Origin of the sequence: Amycolatopsis sp. NPDC057786, assembly GCF_042797905.1 — a bacterium.
In the GTDB taxonomy this organism is placed as follows: Bacteria; Actinomycetota; Actinomycetes; order Mycobacteriales; family Pseudonocardiaceae; genus Amycolatopsis.
Window position 1 is genome coordinate 18,716 of the sequence record NZ_JBHVKW010000016.1, and the last position, 14,467, is coordinate 33,182.

Consider the following 14,467-nt stretch of genomic DNA (forward strand, 5'->3'; position numbering starts at 1 on the left):
CGAGTACACGGAGGCGACCAGATGACCGAACCGACCAAACCCGCCGACCCCCCGGCGGCCGAGCCCGCCGCCTGGGGCGCGCCTGCCCCGGCGGGTGAACCGAAGAAGACCTGGTCGGGTCGCAAGACCGCGATCGCGGCCGGGGTGGCGGTGGTGATCGCCGTCGGCGGCGGGGCCGCGATCTGGGCAGGAACCGCCGCGAACGGCGCCGTACAGGGCGGGATGATGGGCGGCCCCGGCGGCGGCCGGGTGCTCATGGGTCCTGGCGGCGGCATGCCACGCGACGCGCTGCACGGCGACTTCGTCGTCTCGGACGGCAAGGGCGGCTTCAGCACCGAACGGATGCAGACCGGCGAGATCACCGAGATCAGCGCGACTTCCGTCAGCCTGACCAGCAAGGACGGCTACAAACAGGTCTACACGATCGACGCGTCCACGAAGAAGACCGGTGATCCCAAGACCGGCGAAACGGTGACGGTGAACGCGAAGGTCACCGGCGACACCGCGACGGCGACGAGTATCGGCAAGCCCGCGCAGAACCAGCGTGGCGGGCCGCCGGACGGCCAGCGGCGTTACTGAGCCACGACGGCGAGTAGCGCGGCGGCCGTTTCGGGGGGTTCCTGTCCGGAGGTGTCAAGGACGACGCGATCGCCGCCGGAGCGCCGCATCCGGGCAGCCTCGGCGACCGCGCGTGCGGCCACCCGGTCTCGTACGCCGGGTGGCGCGCCGCGTAACTCGTCGCCTGCCAGCAACGCGGACTCGCCTTCGGCCCGGCGCCGGACTCGCTCGGTGAGCGACGGTTCGTCCGCGTCGAGGTGGACGACGGTGACCTCGTCGAAGACCCGCCGGTGCTCAGGGAGGAATTCCCGGGCGACGACGATCAGCCGCTTCGCTCCCGCGTCGCGATAGCCGCGCCAGACGGCCGACAGGAGCGCCGCTTCCAGCGCCGGATCGGGGCCGGGGTGCGCGAACCCGAGTTGCGCGAGATCGACATACGCGACGGGCAGGTCCCGCTCCCACAAGTCCCGCAGCGCGCTGAACGCGGCAGTCGACTTGCCGACCGCCGTCGGACCGGTCACCACGGTCACCGGTCCGGGCCGCGGCTGTCCGGGGTCCGGCGGCCGGACGGTTCCGGCTTCCACGGCACAGCGGTGGAACAGCGCCTCCACGGTCTCCTCGGGCCGTTGCCCGGTCGTGTCCATCTCCTCGCCGAAACCGGCGCGGTCGTAGACATCCGCCACCGCGAAGAGGTCGGGCAAGGCAGCGGCGGGTGAGCCACGGCCGAGAAACCGGCTCCGGAGTTCGTCGCGATCACACGTCAGGCGGACGAGCGTGAGGGCGAAGTCGCGGCTCTCGATGTACGGCTTCTCCGGGTCCACCACACCGGACACGACGAGCTGAGCGACACCGCGCGCACGCAGGATTTCCAGCACCCGCAGCAGGTTGGCCGCCTTGATCGCGTGCGCGGCGTCCCCGCCGCCTGGCGGCGGGCCGATCAGCCCGAGCTGGTCGATGTCGACGTACGCGACGTTGCCGTCGGCTTCCACGACGCGGCGGTACAAACCCCAGGCCGTGGTGGATTTCCCGGTACCCGGCGCCCCGGTCGTCCAGAGCACGGGCGTCTTCGCGGTCCCCATGGCTTTCGATCTTAGGAACCCCTGTCCAGCGAAATAGGGCAGAGTTGAGCGCGTGCGGGACATCAGTGGTTCGCTGGCGAGGCAGGCCTGGGCGGTCGCGGCCGTCTGCCTGGTCGCCGACGCGGGGCTGTTCCTCATCGCGGGACCGCCGCTCTCGCTCGGCTGGCAGGTGTGGGTGGTGCTGCTGGGCGGCATCCTCGCGAACGTCGCGCTCGCCGGGCCTTCGCGGTATTCCGGCTGGGTTTCGGCCGCGCACGGCGTGCTGCTCACCGCCGCGCCGCTCCTGCTGTACCCGTACGACCATTACCTGCAGGCCACCAACGCGGGCGTGCTGATCGCGGGTTACCGCGCGGGCGCCTGGCTTTCGGCCAAACCGGCGCTGGCCGCGCTGGCGGTGATGCTCGCCGGTCTTTTCGCCTGCAACCTCATCCCGGTCGACCGGGCCGACCGGGACTGGCGGCTCCTGCTCATCGATGTCGGCGTGAGCGGCCTGCTGCCGTGGATGGTCGGCCGCTACACGACCGCCCGGCGCGCGTACATCGCCGATCTCCAGCGAGCCGAAGAACAACGGCGACAGCACGAAGCCGAAGCGGTCCGCCGTGCCGTCGCCGAGGAACGCACGACGATCGCCCGCGACCTGCACGACGTGATCTCCCACCATGTCAGCGCGATCGGCGTGCACGCGGGCGCCGCGCGGCTCGGGCTGCCGGAGGGCGAACCGGCCGTCCGGCGTTCGCTGTCCGCGGTCGAATCGTCGAGCCGGGCCGCGATGGCCGATCTGCGGCGTCTGCTGGATCTGTTGCTCGGCAAGGAGAACGGCGACGCGCAGCGGCAGCCGGGGCTGGACAACCTCGACGAGCTGCTCGACAACCTCCGCACCGCCGGGTTACCCGCGCGGCTGACGAGCCACGGTGGGCCGCGGGAACTGCCGGGTTCGGTGGACATCGCGTTGTACCGCATCGCGCAGGAGGCGCTGACGAACGCGCTCCGGCACGGCTCCGGCGGGATCGTCGAGATCGATCTCGCCTACCGGCAGACGGAGGTGGTCCTCACGATCACGAACGGGATCGGCCGCGCGAACGCGGCGGCCGAGTCGACGAAACGCGGGCTCGCCGGGATCCGGCAGCGGGTCGCGTTGTTCGGCGGACAGGCGGAATGCGGACCGCTCGACGACGGCAGGAGCTGGCGGGTCCGCGTCGGTTTTCCTTTGGAGGCACAGTGATCCGGGTTCTGCTCGCCGACGACCACGCGATGTTCCGGTCCGGGATGCGCGCGGTGCTCGACACCCAGGCGGACTTCGAATGCGTCGGGGAGGCGGCGGACGGACGCGAGGCCGTCGCACAGGCGGCCGAACTGCGCCCGGACGTCGCCGTGCTCGACGTCCGGATGCCCAAATTGGACGGTCTGGCCGCGACCGAGGCGATCATGTCCGCGCCGGGGAACGACACGCGCGTCCTCGTGCTGACGACGTACGACTCCGACGAGTACGTCTACCGGGCGCTTCGTGCCGGCGCGAGCGGGTTCCTGTTGAAGAGCCTCGCCCCCGAAGAGCTCGTCTCCGCCATGCGGGTGGCCGCGCGCGGCGACGCGCTGATCGACCCGACGGTGACCCGGCGGCTGGTGTCGACCTTCGCCACGAGCATCGAACCCGTGGCCGCCGAACCGGCGGAACTGGAACGGCTCACCTCCCGCGAACGCGAAGTCCTGCTGCTCGTCGCCGACGCCTCCAGCAACGCGGAGATCGCCGCGCATCTGCACGTGGGCGAGGAGACGGTGAAGACCCACGTCTCCCGGATCCTGGCGAAGCTCGGGCTGCGGGACAGGGTGCACGCCGTCGTCTACGCCTATCGGAACGGACTTGTCGGCGGCCGGTGATCGGTTCGCCGGACGGGGCTCCCGGTGCCAGAATCGCCGCAGGGCACGTCGAGGCGGGGAGCTGTGGATGAAACGCTGGGTCACGCTCACGGTCGGGCTGGTCTTCCTGCTGGTCGGCGGCGTCTGGGTGCTCCAGGGCGCCGGCGTGCTGACCGGCAGCTTCATGACCGGGCAGAAACTGTGGTTCCTGATCGGGCTCGTCGCGTTCCTGGTCGGGGTGGTGCTGGTGGCCGCCACCGCCCGCCGTCCGCGCCGGGCACCCACCGACGACTAGCCCGCGCTCTCCCTTTCGGTCGTTCGGTCGGCACCGGGCGAGTTACGCCTCCAGTCACGCGAGTTACGCCTCTGATCACGCGAGTTCGCCCTCCAATCACGTGAGTTCGCCGTCTGATCACGTGAGTCGTCCGTCTGGACACGCGGGGACGGGCAGTCTGGCGTGATCGGACACGTGACTCGCGTGCTTGAGGGCGTAACTCGCGTGCTTGGAGGCGTAACTCGCGGCATCAGGCGAGTTTGAAGATCGGGTAGCCGGGCGCGATCTCCAGCAACTTCTCGTCGGACGCCTTCGCGTCGACACCGTCGAAGAACACACCGACCTCGAACTTCCAGCGCTTGAGGTACGCGCGCAGGATTTCGGGCTTCTCGTCGTCGGCGAGTTCGGTGTAGGTGAACGTCTCGGTACGGCGCCCGACGCTGAGCTGACCTTCCCCGGCGACGCGCAGGTTCCGCACCCACTGCGTGACACCGCGCGGCGCGACCAGGTAGCGCTCCCCGTCCAGCTTCAGCAGGTTGACCGGCACCGAGCGCAGTTCGCCGCTCTTGCGGCCGCGGACCGAAAGCACCCGGCTGCCCAGGACGCTGACGCCGAGCCTCGTCAGCTTGAGCACGAATTCGTTGAACGCGCTGGTCGCCTTGGCGGGCTCGAGGTAGCGGGTCGTGGCGGCGGAAGCGGCGGTGGTCATCTCGTCTCCTCAAAGTCTGCGAGAGCAGTGCTCTCTGTTAAGAGCAGTGAACACCAGAGCAGTGCGCCATGTCAAGAGCAGCGCTCTCGTTTAGGTGCGATGCTCTAGAGTGAGAGCATGGCTGCCACTCAGACCGCACGGGAACGCGCCCGCGCCGAGCTCACCCGCGAGATCAAGGACGAAGCCCGCCGCCAGCTCGCCGAAGTCGGCGCGCTCGGCCTCTCGCTCCGTGCGGTGGCCAGGGAGCTGGGCATGGTCTCGTCGGCGCTCTACCGGTACTTCTCCAGCCGCGAAGAGCTGCTGACCGCCCTGATCGTCGACGCCTACAACGCCGTCGGCGAAGCCGCGGAAGCGGCCGACGACCCGAAGAAGACCTCACTGGAGCGATGGGAGTCGATCTGGCACGCGGTGCGCGCCTGGGCGAAGGCGCACCCGCACGAGTACGCGCTGATCTACGGCTCGCCGATCCCCGGCTACCAGGCCCCGCAGGACACCGTCGCCCCCGCCGGCCGGGTGGCGTTCGCGCTGGTCGCCGTCCTGCGCGACGCGAACCTCCGCGTCGAGACCGAGGCCGGCGAGATGCCCGTCGCACTACTGCGCCAGCTCGACACCCTCGCCGGGATCCTCAAGATCAACCTGGGCCCCGAGACGGCCTCCCGGCTGATCATGGCCTGGACCCAGCTGTTCGGGATGATCAACTTCGAGCTGTTCGGCCAGTACGTCGGCTCGGTGGATCCGGCGGACGACTTCTTCGCGCACGGGATCCGTCAGATGGCCGAGTTCACCGGGATCAGGATGACCGGCTGAGCGCGGTCCACGACCGCATCAGCAACTGGACCGCGTCCACCACGTCCTCGTCCCCGGTCCCCTCGGGACTGAGGAAACGCTGCAACAGGAGACCGTCCTCGAGCGCGTGCAGGATCAGCGCGAGAAAGGCCGGGTCGGCGGGCGGTTCGACGCCCCGTGCGGCGAGTTCGGTCCGGACCGAGGTCTCCAGCAGTGCCCTTGTCGACTTCTCGCCTTCGCCGACCAGCGGGCGCGCGTCGGGATTCCGCAAGGCGTAAAGCGCCAGCTCGGTGCGCAGGGTCAGCCAGCCTGCGAGATGCTCGGCGCGCTCGACGTTCCACGCGCGCAGCCGGTCCATCATCTCGGCGAAGGAGCCGACGCCGTCCCGCAGCGCCGCGACCTCGTCGGCCTCGCGCTGGGTCCGGCGGCGCAGCAGCTCGACGACCAGCTCGTGCTTGCCGTCGAAGTTGCCGTAGAAGGCGCCTCGGGAGAATCCGGCCCGTTCGGCGATCTGCTCGACGGACGTGCCGTTGACCCCGCGTTCGGAGAACAGCTCGGCGGCCGCCCCGAGCAGGCGCTGCCTGGTCTGCTCGCGGCTTTCTTCCCGCGTCAAGCGTTTCGCCGTCACATGGCGATCTTAGAGTTCGGTGTTCGCCTTCCGGCCGGTCAGCCACACCCCGCCGGCGAGGACGGCGGCGGCGACCACGACGGCCAGTGCGGTGAGCGACCACAACGCCTGGCTCGCCAGGAACGCGGCGACGGCGCCGAAGAGAACGGCGACGAGGAGCAACGGCGTGGTCCGGACGGCTGTGGCGGCGGGGACGGTGGCCATGGGAGCTTTCCCTTCGGGGTGGGGCGCGGAACACTCGGTTTTCACGGAGGGGACCGCACCCGGCCGGTGGCCTTACGCCGAGCTGGGCACGGATCACCCTTCCGGGCGAGATATCGGCGTGGCGGCTAGCGTCACGCCGGGAACGACTTCGAGGGAAAGGCGGCTCGCGGTGGAGAAGTGGGCGGAGCAGGTCGGCAGGATCCGGGTCATCGGAACCGGGGTGATGGGCCGGGGCATCGTCCAGCTCGCCGTGACGGCGGGGCTCGAGGTCGAGCTCGCCGACGCCCGGCCCGACGCGGTCGGCGAGGCCATCGAGCACGTCGGCGCGATGCTCGGCAAGCTCGCTTCGAAGGGCAGGATCAGCGAGGAAGCCGCCGAGTCGGCGAAGGGCAGGCTGATCGCGGCCGAGGGCCCGCTGGCCCCCGCCGACGGCGTCGACCTCGTCATCGAGGCGGTGCGCGAGGACCTGGAGATCAAACGCACGCTGTTCGCCGAGCTGGAACGGGTGTGCGGGCCGGACACCGTGTTCGCCACCAACACCAGCTCGCTTTCGGTGACCGAGATCGGGGCCGCGCTGACCGATCCCGGCCGGTTGCTCGGCCTCCACTTCTTCAACCCGGTCCCGCTGATGCGGCTGGTCGAGGTCGTACCCGGCGCGCGGACCGCCGCCTGGCTGCCGTCGGCCGTGACCGAACTCGTCCGCGGCTGGGGGCACGAACCCGTCCTCGCCCGCGACGCGCCGGGCTTCCTGGTCAACCACGCCGGCCGCGGGCTGGGCACCGAGGCGCTGCAGATCCTCGCCGAGGGAATCGCGAGCCCGGCCGAGGTGGACCGCGTCGCCCGTGACGTGCTCGGCCTGAAACTCGGTCCGTTCGAACTGCTCGACCTCACCGGTCTCGACGTCTCGCACGCCGTGCTCGAAAGCATCTGGAGCGGTTTCCACGGCGAACCGCGGCTGCGGCCGTCGTGGCTGACGCGGCCGCGCGTCGCCGCCGGGTTGTTCGGCCGCAAGAACGGCGAAGGCTTCTACTCCTATGCAGACGGACAGCAGCAGGTCGATCCGGAGCCCGCCGCGCCGGAAGCCCCGGCCACGCCGGTGTGGGTCGACGACGAACGGCTCGGCACGCTGCTCTCGGCGGCGGGCATCCAGGTCGTGCACTCCGCCTACCCGGACACGGTCCTGATCGTCAGCCCGATCGGTTCGTCCACTGTGGACACCGCGCGCGCGGCGGGCCTTCCGGCGGAACGCGTCGTCGGCGTCGATCCGCTCGGTGGCTACGGGAAACGCCTGACGCTCTCGGTCCACCCCGCCCTCGACCCGGCCGCCGGCCGCACCGCCTGGGGCGCGCTCGCCGCGACCGGCCTGCCGGTGACCGTGGTCCGCGACGGTCCCGCGCCGATCGCGCAGCGGCTGCTGGCGTCGATCGTCAACACCGCCTGCTTCATCGCCGGGCAGCGGCTCGCGACGCCGGAGGACATCGACACCGCCGTCCGGCTCGGCCTCGGCTATCCGCGCGGGCCGCTGACCTGGGGCGACGAGGCGGGCCCGGATCTCGTGCTGCGGGTCCTGCGCGGACTCCTCGCGAACACCGGCGACCAGCGCTATCGGCCGAGCGCCTGGCTCACCGAACGCGTCGCGCTCGGTCTGCCGCTGACCTCGACCGGGACCACCCCCGCCGACCTGCTGCGTTGATACCCCGAAGCGCGTGAAGGCCCCTTCCCTCGGTCGAGCCGAGGGAAGGGGCCTTCACGCGTGGATCACCAGGGGCGGTCGGTCACCGCACCGGTGGTGGAGTTCCAGAACACGTAGCCGCCCTGGAAGTTGTTCTGCCGTCCGCCGGTGACCGCCATCTCGTCGGTGGTCGGGTAGCGCAGGTACGAACGCTCCCAGCCGAGCGACGCCCAGCGTTTGCGGATCTCACCCCACACACCGTGCGCGTCGGTCGCCGACGTCCAGTAGATGGAACCACCCTTGGTGAAGTGGTTGTAGCGGCCGACTCCGTCCGGAGTGCTCGTCTCGTCGGTGGCCGGGTAGCCCATCGGCCCGCGCTCCCAATCGAGCGCGGCCCACCGGGCGCGGATCCGTCCTTGGATCGCCTTCACGTCCGTCTGCGCCGTCCAGTAGATGGACGCGGCCTTGCTGAAGTGGTTGTACCGGCCGACACCGTCCGGAGTGCTCATCTCGTCGGTGGCCGGGTAGCCCATCGGCCCGCGCTCCCAATCGAGCGCGGCCCACTTCTGCCGGATCCTGCCGTAGATCGCGTTCGCCCCGGTTCCACCGGTGTAGTAGATCGACGCCTGGATGATGCCTGGCCACACCGGGAAGTGGTTGTACCGGCCGACACCGTCCGGAGTGGACTGTTCGTCGGTCGCGGGCGGCCCGAACTTCACATGCCCGCCCAGAGCGAGGTACTTCTTGAGGATCTCGCCCTCGATCTGCTTCACGCCCGTGTCCTTCGACCAGTACAGCCGTCCGCGCTCGTAGGTGCGGAAGCGGACCGTGCCGTCGACGGCCTCCGGCGCGGTCGGCGTACCGATTCGCTGCGCCAGCGCGGGTTCGTCGCGGTAGCGCTTGTCGATCGGGGTGATGTAGTTCGCCGTGATCGTCTGGTCTGCGGCGCCCATGGTGATGGTGGTCAGCCGCCCGGTGGCCCCGGTGGACCAGCCGGTGAAGGTCGACGCGCCGTCCGAAGCGACCTCGGCCGCCTGGATCTCCACGGTCGCGCCTTCGACCACCATCGCCGAAGCGGCCCCGCCTTCCGGCGTGATGCCGAGCGCCGCGGCGACGTTGCCGACGAGGGTCAGCCGGTGTTCGCGAGGCTTCGCGACGTAGGTCTTCGAGACCGTGACCCCGGCACTGTCGGTCGCCGACGCGGTGAACTCCAGGTTGGAGTCCGTGTGGTCGGTGAACGGCATGGTGAACTCGGGGCCGGTGCCGCTCTCGGCGGGATGCGCGTGGCAGACCGCGTTCTCCGGGCAGTGCCGGACCAGGGTGGTCCAGGTGACCGGGAGCGCGCCGTCCTCGGTGTCGGTGACGGTCGCGCCGACCTTGACCTCCTCGCCGACCGCGAACAGGCTGCCGCCGGGATCGGTCATGGTCAGCTTCGGCGAGTGGTTCCCGGGTGCCACGGCGATGTCCGTGCTCCCGGACGCCTGCAGGCCGTCCTTCACCGTCAGTTTGGCGGTGAACTTCTCGGTCCCGGCCGCGTAGGTGTGACTGACCTTCGCCCCGGTGCCGGTGGTGCCGTCGCCGAAGTCCCACGCGTAGGTCAGCTGGTCACCGTCGAAATCGTACGAACCGCTGCCGTCGAAGGAGACCGTGCGGGTTTCGGGGTTCGTCTCGGAAGTGGCGACCGCGACGGGCGCCTTGTTCCCGGTGGTGTAGCTGAGCCGCCGCAACAGGCCGGTGTAGATGTCCGCGTAGACGATGTCGCCGTTGGCCGCGGCCAGGAACTTGACCGGACCGCCGATACCGGTGAACTTCGGCGGCGTCTCCTGCGGGCGGACGACGCGGCCCTGCGTGTCGTATTTGGCCGTCCACAGCTTCTGCGTGGCGTAGTCGCCGAAGAAGTACGCGCCCCGGTATTCCTCGGGGTACGACTCTCCATTGTAGACAATGCCGCCGGTGACGCTGTTGCCGTTGTCGGGACCCTGGCCGTGCGGGACCACCAGCATCGGCGGGGTGTTCACGGCCGAGGCGCACTGCGGCATCGCCGAGAAACCGTCGGACGGCTGGTTCCCCTCGAAACACGGCCAACCGTGGTTCGCGCCCTTCTGGACGAAGTTGACCTCTTCCCACGTGCCCCAGCCGACGTCGCCGACCACCGGGAGGCCGGTGCTCGCGTCGATGCTGAACCGGAACGGGCTGCGGAAACCACTCGCGAACACCTTGGAGCGCACCGAATTCGGGTTCGTCGCGGTGTAGTACGGGTTGTCCGGCACGCCGGCGCCGTCGGTGGTGATGTGGAAGATCTTGCCGAAGATCTTGTCGACGTCGTACGCGTTGAGCGCGAACGGGTCCGCCGCGCCCTGGAAGCGGGCGCTGTCCCCGATCGAGACCCAGACCGTGCCGTCCGGGGCGGCCACGACACCGGTGATGCCGTGGACGTCGGTGTTGCCGGCGCCTTCGATCAAGATCTTCTCGCCGGTCAAACCGGTCGGCTCCGTGGTGCCGGACACCGTCCAGCTCGACGCCCGCAGAAGGAAGCCGCCACCGGCCTGTCCCACCGCGCGCGCCGTGTAGATCTTGCGCGAAGTGGCGAAGTCGGGCGCGATCGCGAGACCGGTCAGGCCCAGGTCGCCGGTGGTCCGGACATCGGTCAGGTTCGCGATCTCCCGGATCTGCCCGGTGGTGGACACCCAGGCGACCTTGCCCGACTTCCCGGTGGTCAGCATCGACCCGTCTGGCAGGTAGGCGAAGTCGGTCAGGTCGTATGGAGCCTGCCCGCTCTGCTGGTCACGCAGGACGAAGCCGGGCGGCAGCAGGGGTGCCGCGGACGCCGAAGTCGACGTCAACGGCACCAGCAAGGTCGCTATCAGCACCGTCACGACGGCGTGACAGAGCGTACGGAATCTCGAAGGCATGCAAGGACCCCTTTCCCCAGTCGAACGTCTCATCGACGGGACCCACGTGGGCATTTCACACTTTCGAGTGGCTTGACCGAACCGTGATCACCACCGCCGGTCGATCACCTGGCCCGTGGTCCGGTTCCAGGTGACGTAGCCGCCCTGGAAGCTGTTCTGCCGTCCGATGGGGATGCCGAACTCATCCGTCGTCGGGTAACTCAGGTACGACCGCTCCCAGCCGAGCGCGGCCCAGCGCTGCCGGATCGCCCCGTAGATCCCGTGCGAGTCGGTGGCCATCGTCCAGTAGATCGAGCCGCCCTTGGTGAAGTGGTTGAAGCGGCCGACGCCGTCGGGGGTGCTCGTCTCGTCGGTGGCGGGGTATCCCAGCGGCCCGCGCTCCCAGCCCAGCGCCTCCCACCGGACACGGATGCGGCCCCAGATCGCGCGCGCGTCCGTCTGCAGGGTGTAGTAGATCGACGCCTTCTTGCTGAAGTGGTTGAAGCGGGCGACACCGTCCGGAGTGCCCATCTCGTCGGTGGCCGGGTACCCCAGCGGCCCGCGCTCCCAGCCCAGCGCCTCCCACTTGACCCGGATCCGCCCGTACACCGCGTGCGCGCCGGTCGACGGGGTCCAGTAGATCGACGACCGCATCGGGCCCGGCCGGTGCGGGAAGTGGTTGTACCGGCCGACGCCGTCCGGCGTGGCGGTCTCGTCGGTCGCGGGCGGCCCGAACGTCCGGTGCCCGCCCAGCGCGAGGTACCTCGCCAGGATCTGGCCTTCGATCTGCTTCACGCCGGTCTCGGCACTCCAGTAGAGCCTGCCGTTCGTGTACGGCCGGAAGCGCACGGGCCCGTCGGCGACCTCCGGTCCGACGGGCGCGCCGAGCCGTTGCCGCAGGGCGGGTTCCGCCTGGTAGCGCCGGTCGATCGGGGTGAGGTAGTTCGCGGTCAGGGTCAGGTCGCCCGCCGGGGCGGTGACGGTCACCGAGCGCGTGGTCCGCCCGTCGGACCAGTTCGCGAACGTCGAAACGCCGTCCGCGGCGATCTCCTCCGCCACGACCTCGAACGTCGCGCCCTCGGTCACCATCGCGGTGTTGGTGCCACCCTCCGCCGGGATGCTCAGCGCCGCGGGGACGGTGGAGGTCAAGGTCAACCGGTGCTCACGCGGCATCGCGACGTACGTCCTGCCGGCCGTCACCCCGGCGCTGTCGGTCACCGTCGCGGTGAGCTCGACGCGGGAGTCCTGGTGCTCGGTGAAGGGCACCGTGAAAACCGGTCCGCCGCCCGGCGAACCGGGATGCGCGTGGCAGGTCGCCTCCTCCGGGCAATGGCGGATCAGCGTCGTCCACTCGACCGGCAGCGCGCCGTCCTCGGCGTCGGTGGCCGTCACCTCGGCGGTGACCGGCTCCCCGACGGCGAACGTCCGCGCACCGGGATCCGTCATCGCGAGTTCCGGCGAATGGTTGCCGGGAACCACGACGACGTCCGCGCTCGCGGACGCGCCGAGCCGATCGGTGACGGTGAGGCGCGCTGTCGTCCGTTCGGCCTCGTGGCCGTAGACATGGGTCACGCGGACACCGGTCTGGCTCGTGCCGTCGCCGAAATCCCAGTGGTACGTCAGCGGATCGCCGTCGAAATCGTAGGAACCGGCGCCGTCGAAGGTCACCGTCCTCGTCGACGGCTCGGTGCTCGACGCCGCCACCGCGACCGGTTCCGCGTTCGTCCCCGGATAGCTGAGCCGACGCAGGTTCCCGGTGTGGATGTCGGCGAAGACGATGTCACCGTTGGCCGCGGCCGCGAACTTGACCGGACCGCCGACACCGGTGAACTTCGGCGGCCGCTCGGGCGCGCGGACGAGTCTGCCCTGGCTGTCGTAGGTCATCGTCCAGATCTTCTGCGTGACGTAGTCCCCGAAGAAGAACGCGCCCCGGTATTCGTCCGGATAGGACGATCCACTGTAGACGATCCCCGCGGTGACGCTGTTGCCTTCGTCAGCGCCGGAACCGTGGTGGTACGCGGCGATCGGTGGCGTATTGACCACTCCCGCGCACCCAGCGAGACCGGAATACCCTGGCGTCGGGGCGTTTCCTTCCCAGCAGGGCCAACCGTTGATCGCCCCCGGTCGCACGACGTCCACCTCTTCCCAGGTGTTCCAGCCGACGTCACCGACGACCGGAAGGCCGAGCCGCGGGTCGAGGGAGAACCGGAACGGGCTGCGGTAACCGCTGGAGAAGACCTTGGAACGAGTGGCGTTCGGCGCGGCGGCGGAGAAGTACGGGTTGCCGGGGACGCCGGCGCCGTCCGAAGTGACATGGAGGATCTTGCCGTAGAGCTGATCGAGGTCGAGCGAACGCAGCGCGCCGGGATCCACCCGGGTGAAGTCGGCGGCGTCGCCGACGGAGATCCACAAAGTCCCGTCGGGCGCCGCGACGAGCCCGCTGATGCCATGGACGTCGTGGAACCCGGGAAGGTCGACGAGCACTCGTTCGTTCGCGAGCCCCGTGGGGACGTCCGTGCCGGTCACCGTCCAGCGCGCCACCCGCATGGTGAACGCGCCGCCTGCCGTGTCGAACGACCACGTGAGGTAGATCTGGCGCGAGGTGGCGAAATCCGGTGCGACGGCCAGTCCGACGAGACCGAGGTCCCCGTCGTCGTGGACGGGAAGGTTCGCGATCGTCCGCGCCGGACCGCCGGTTGGCACCCACGCGATCTTGCCGCTCTTGCCGGTGCTGAGCACCGATCCGTCCGGCAGATAAGCGAAATCGGTCAGGTCGAACGCGGCTTGACCGCTCGGCTGGTCACGCAGGACGAAGCCGGACGGCAGGGAAGGCGCAGCGGTCGCCTCCGGCGGGCCCACCCATCCTGGGAGAAGGAGGATTGAAACCGACAGTGCGACAAGTATGCGAGTGAGTGCCCTGCTCGGCTTCATCGGCGCTTCCCCATTTCCGGCGTGTCATGGCACGTCGGAGCGGAAGGCCGCGTCATTGCGGCGAAGGGCTTTCATTTACCCCAAAGCAATCGAACCGAAATGATCCACATGAGACGGTGTCGCACGGTGGTCGCGAGCGGTGATTCCGGTTACCGGCGCTCAGGCCACGACCTGGACGACCCCGCCCTTCTGCAGCATCGTGAAGTACTTCTGCGAAGCCGCGGCGGACAGGTGGATGCAGCCGTGCGAGTACACCGAGAGGCTGCCAGTGTGGAACGCGATACCCGGCAGGAAGAACACGGAGTTCGGCATCGGCGCGTCGAAGGCCTTCGAGTGGTAGTTCTTGACCTTGGCCGAAACGTGGAAGACACCCGTCGGCGTCGCGTACCCCTTCTTTCCGGGCAGCTGCTTCACCGGGCCGTAGATGACCTTGCCGTCCTGCAGCAGCCATGTCTTCAGCGCGGAGAGGTCCACACAGGCGCTCACGCCCGGCGAGGCCAGCGCGGCCTTGCAGGGAACGTCGGCGGCGTTCGGGGCGGGCTTGGGCGTCGGCTTCGGGGTGGGTTTCGGCGTCGGCTTGGGCTTCGAGGACGTCGGCTTCGGCTGGGAACTGGAGCTGCTCGGCGACGGCGTCGGCGAAGACGTGGCAGGCGCGGACGTGGTCGTGGTCCCGCCCGCCGGGTCGCCCTGGGCGACGGCCCCGCCGCCGGGCGCGCTGCCGCCCGCGTTGCCGGAACACGCGGTCAGCACCAGCGCGGTGGCCAGTGCGGTCACCCCCACCAGGAATTTCTTCACGACCCGTACCCCCCCGTTTGCCCGTAGTCCGTCTGACATGGGTAAAGACGGAGCTCACCCGTCCGGGGTTGTTGATCGGAAGGTCA

Annotated in this window: 13 protein-coding genes; 6 read left to right on the top strand and 7 right to left on the bottom strand. The window is 69.8% G+C overall.

The features are described 5' to 3' along the window. Positions 1–21: 21 nt before the first annotated feature. Complete coding sequence (locus ACFVM3_RS12310; RefSeq protein WP_378438073.1) at positions 22–579, top strand: hypothetical protein; 558 nt, start codon at positions 22–24, stop codon at positions 577–579. Here the strand turns inward: ACFVM3_RS12310 and ACFVM3_RS12315 are convergent. Further along, positions 573–1,637, bottom strand: coding sequence for an AAA family ATPase (locus ACFVM3_RS12315; RefSeq protein ID WP_378438075.1), 1,065 nt, complete (start codon positions 1,635–1,637; stop codon positions 573–575). The two genes, ACFVM3_RS12310 and ACFVM3_RS12315, sit on opposite strands and share 7 nt — an antisense overlap. A gap of 52 nt (positions 1,638–1,689) precedes the next feature. On the opposite strand from ACFVM3_RS12315, the gene ACFVM3_RS12320 reads away from it, so the two are divergent. From ACFVM3_RS12320 to ACFVM3_RS12330, 3 genes are all read left to right on the top strand, one after another. Further along, positions 1,690–2,859 (top strand): sensor histidine kinase, encoded by a 1,170-nt coding sequence (locus ACFVM3_RS12320; protein ID WP_378438077.1) that lies wholly within the window; start codon positions 1,690–1,692, stop codon positions 2,857–2,859. Beyond that, positions 2,856–3,512: a response regulator gene (locus ACFVM3_RS12325; RefSeq protein ID WP_378438079.1), complete on the top strand. Its 657-nt coding sequence runs from the start codon at positions 2,856–2,858 to the stop codon at positions 3,510–3,512. The genes ACFVM3_RS12320 and ACFVM3_RS12325 overlap by 4 nt, the downstream gene beginning before the upstream one ends. Positions 3,513–3,579: 67 nt before the next feature. Next, positions 3,580–3,786: a hypothetical protein gene (locus tag ACFVM3_RS12330; RefSeq protein ID WP_378438080.1), complete on the top strand. Its 207-nt coding sequence runs from the start codon at positions 3,580–3,582 to the stop codon at positions 3,784–3,786. A 229-nt stretch (positions 3,787–4,015) separates the two neighbouring features. Here ACFVM3_RS12330 and ACFVM3_RS12335 read toward each other — a convergent pair whose 3' ends face one another. After that, the gene (locus ACFVM3_RS12335; RefSeq protein WP_378438082.1) at positions 4,016–4,474 is read right to left on the bottom strand and encodes a nitroreductase family deazaflavin-dependent oxidoreductase; all 459 of its coding nucleotides are present in this window, start codon (positions 4,472–4,474) and stop codon (positions 4,016–4,018) included. A gap of 117 nt (positions 4,475–4,591) precedes the next feature. Between ACFVM3_RS12335 and ACFVM3_RS12340 the strand changes: the two genes are divergently transcribed. Beyond that, positions 4,592–5,281 (top strand): TetR/AcrR family transcriptional regulator, encoded by a 690-nt coding sequence (locus tag ACFVM3_RS12340; protein ID WP_378438084.1) that lies wholly within the window; start codon positions 4,592–4,594, stop codon positions 5,279–5,281. Here the strand turns inward: ACFVM3_RS12340 and ACFVM3_RS12345 are convergent. Next, entirely contained in the window at positions 5,265–5,888 is a 624-nt protein-coding gene (locus ACFVM3_RS12345; protein WP_378438086.1) for a TetR/AcrR family transcriptional regulator, read from the bottom strand. The two genes, ACFVM3_RS12340 and ACFVM3_RS12345, sit on opposite strands and share 17 nt — an antisense overlap. Before the next feature lie 9 nt (positions 5,889–5,897). Then, positions 5,898–6,092 (bottom strand): hypothetical protein, encoded by a 195-nt coding sequence (locus ACFVM3_RS12350; protein ID WP_378438088.1) that lies wholly within the window; start codon positions 6,090–6,092, stop codon positions 5,898–5,900. 169 nt (positions 6,093–6,261) lie between these two features. On the opposite strand from ACFVM3_RS12350, the gene ACFVM3_RS12355 reads away from it, so the two are divergent. After that, on the top strand, positions 6,262–7,785 hold the full coding sequence (locus ACFVM3_RS12355) for a 3-hydroxyacyl-CoA dehydrogenase (RefSeq protein ID WP_378438090.1): 1,524 nt from the start codon (positions 6,262–6,264) through the stop codon (positions 7,783–7,785). A gap of 65 nt (positions 7,786–7,850) precedes the next feature. Here the strand turns inward: ACFVM3_RS12355 and ACFVM3_RS12360 are convergent, their stop codons facing one another. The 3 genes from ACFVM3_RS12360 to ACFVM3_RS12370 all read right to left on the bottom strand — a co-directional run bounded on the left by ACFVM3_RS12360 (position 7,851) and on the right by ACFVM3_RS12370 (position 14,381). Then, complete coding sequence (locus ACFVM3_RS12360; protein ID WP_378438091.1) at positions 7,851–10,676, bottom strand: PQQ-dependent sugar dehydrogenase; 2,826 nt, start codon at positions 10,674–10,676, stop codon at positions 7,851–7,853. Between the two features lie 87 nt (positions 10,677–10,763). Further along, on the bottom strand, positions 10,764–13,586 hold the full coding sequence (locus tag ACFVM3_RS12365; RefSeq protein ID WP_378438093.1) for a PQQ-dependent sugar dehydrogenase: 2,823 nt from the start codon (positions 13,584–13,586) through the stop codon (positions 10,764–10,766). Positions 13,587–13,745: 159 nt separating this feature from the next. Beyond that, positions 13,746–14,381, bottom strand: a complete 636-nt coding sequence (locus ACFVM3_RS12370; RefSeq protein WP_378438095.1) for a L,D-transpeptidase — start codon at positions 14,379–14,381, stop codon at positions 13,746–13,748. Positions 14,382–14,467: the final 86 nt, after the last annotated feature.

Bases quoted from the DNA above. Each gene is read 5' to 3' on its own strand.
- ACFVM3_RS12310 (WP_378438073.1), top strand. From the start codon at position 22: ATGACCGAACCGACCAAACCCGCCGACCCCCCGGCGGCCGAGCCCGCC.
- ACFVM3_RS12315 (WP_378438075.1), bottom strand. From the start codon at position 1,637: ATGGGGACCGCGAAGACGCCCGTGCTCTGGACGACCGGGGCGCCGGGT.
- ACFVM3_RS12330 (WP_378438080.1), top strand. From the start codon at position 3,580: ATGAAACGCTGGGTCACGCTCACGGTCGGGCTGGTCTTCCTGCTGGTC.
- ACFVM3_RS12335 (WP_378438082.1), bottom strand. From the start codon at position 4,474: ATGACCACCGCCGCTTCCGCCGCCACGACCCGCTACCTCGAGCCCGCC.
- ACFVM3_RS12340 (WP_378438084.1), top strand. From the start codon at position 4,592: ATGGCTGCCACTCAGACCGCACGGGAACGCGCCCGCGCCGAGCTCACC.
- ACFVM3_RS12350 (WP_378438088.1), bottom strand. From the start codon at position 6,092: ATGGCCACCGTCCCCGCCGCCACAGCCGTCCGGACCACGCCGTTGCTC.
- ACFVM3_RS12360 (WP_378438091.1), bottom strand. From the start codon at position 10,676: ATGCCTTCGAGATTCCGTACGCTCTGTCACGCCGTCGTGACGGTGCTG.
- ACFVM3_RS12365 (WP_378438093.1), bottom strand. From the start codon at position 13,586: ATGAAGCCGAGCAGGGCACTCACTCGCATACTTGTCGCACTGTCGGTT.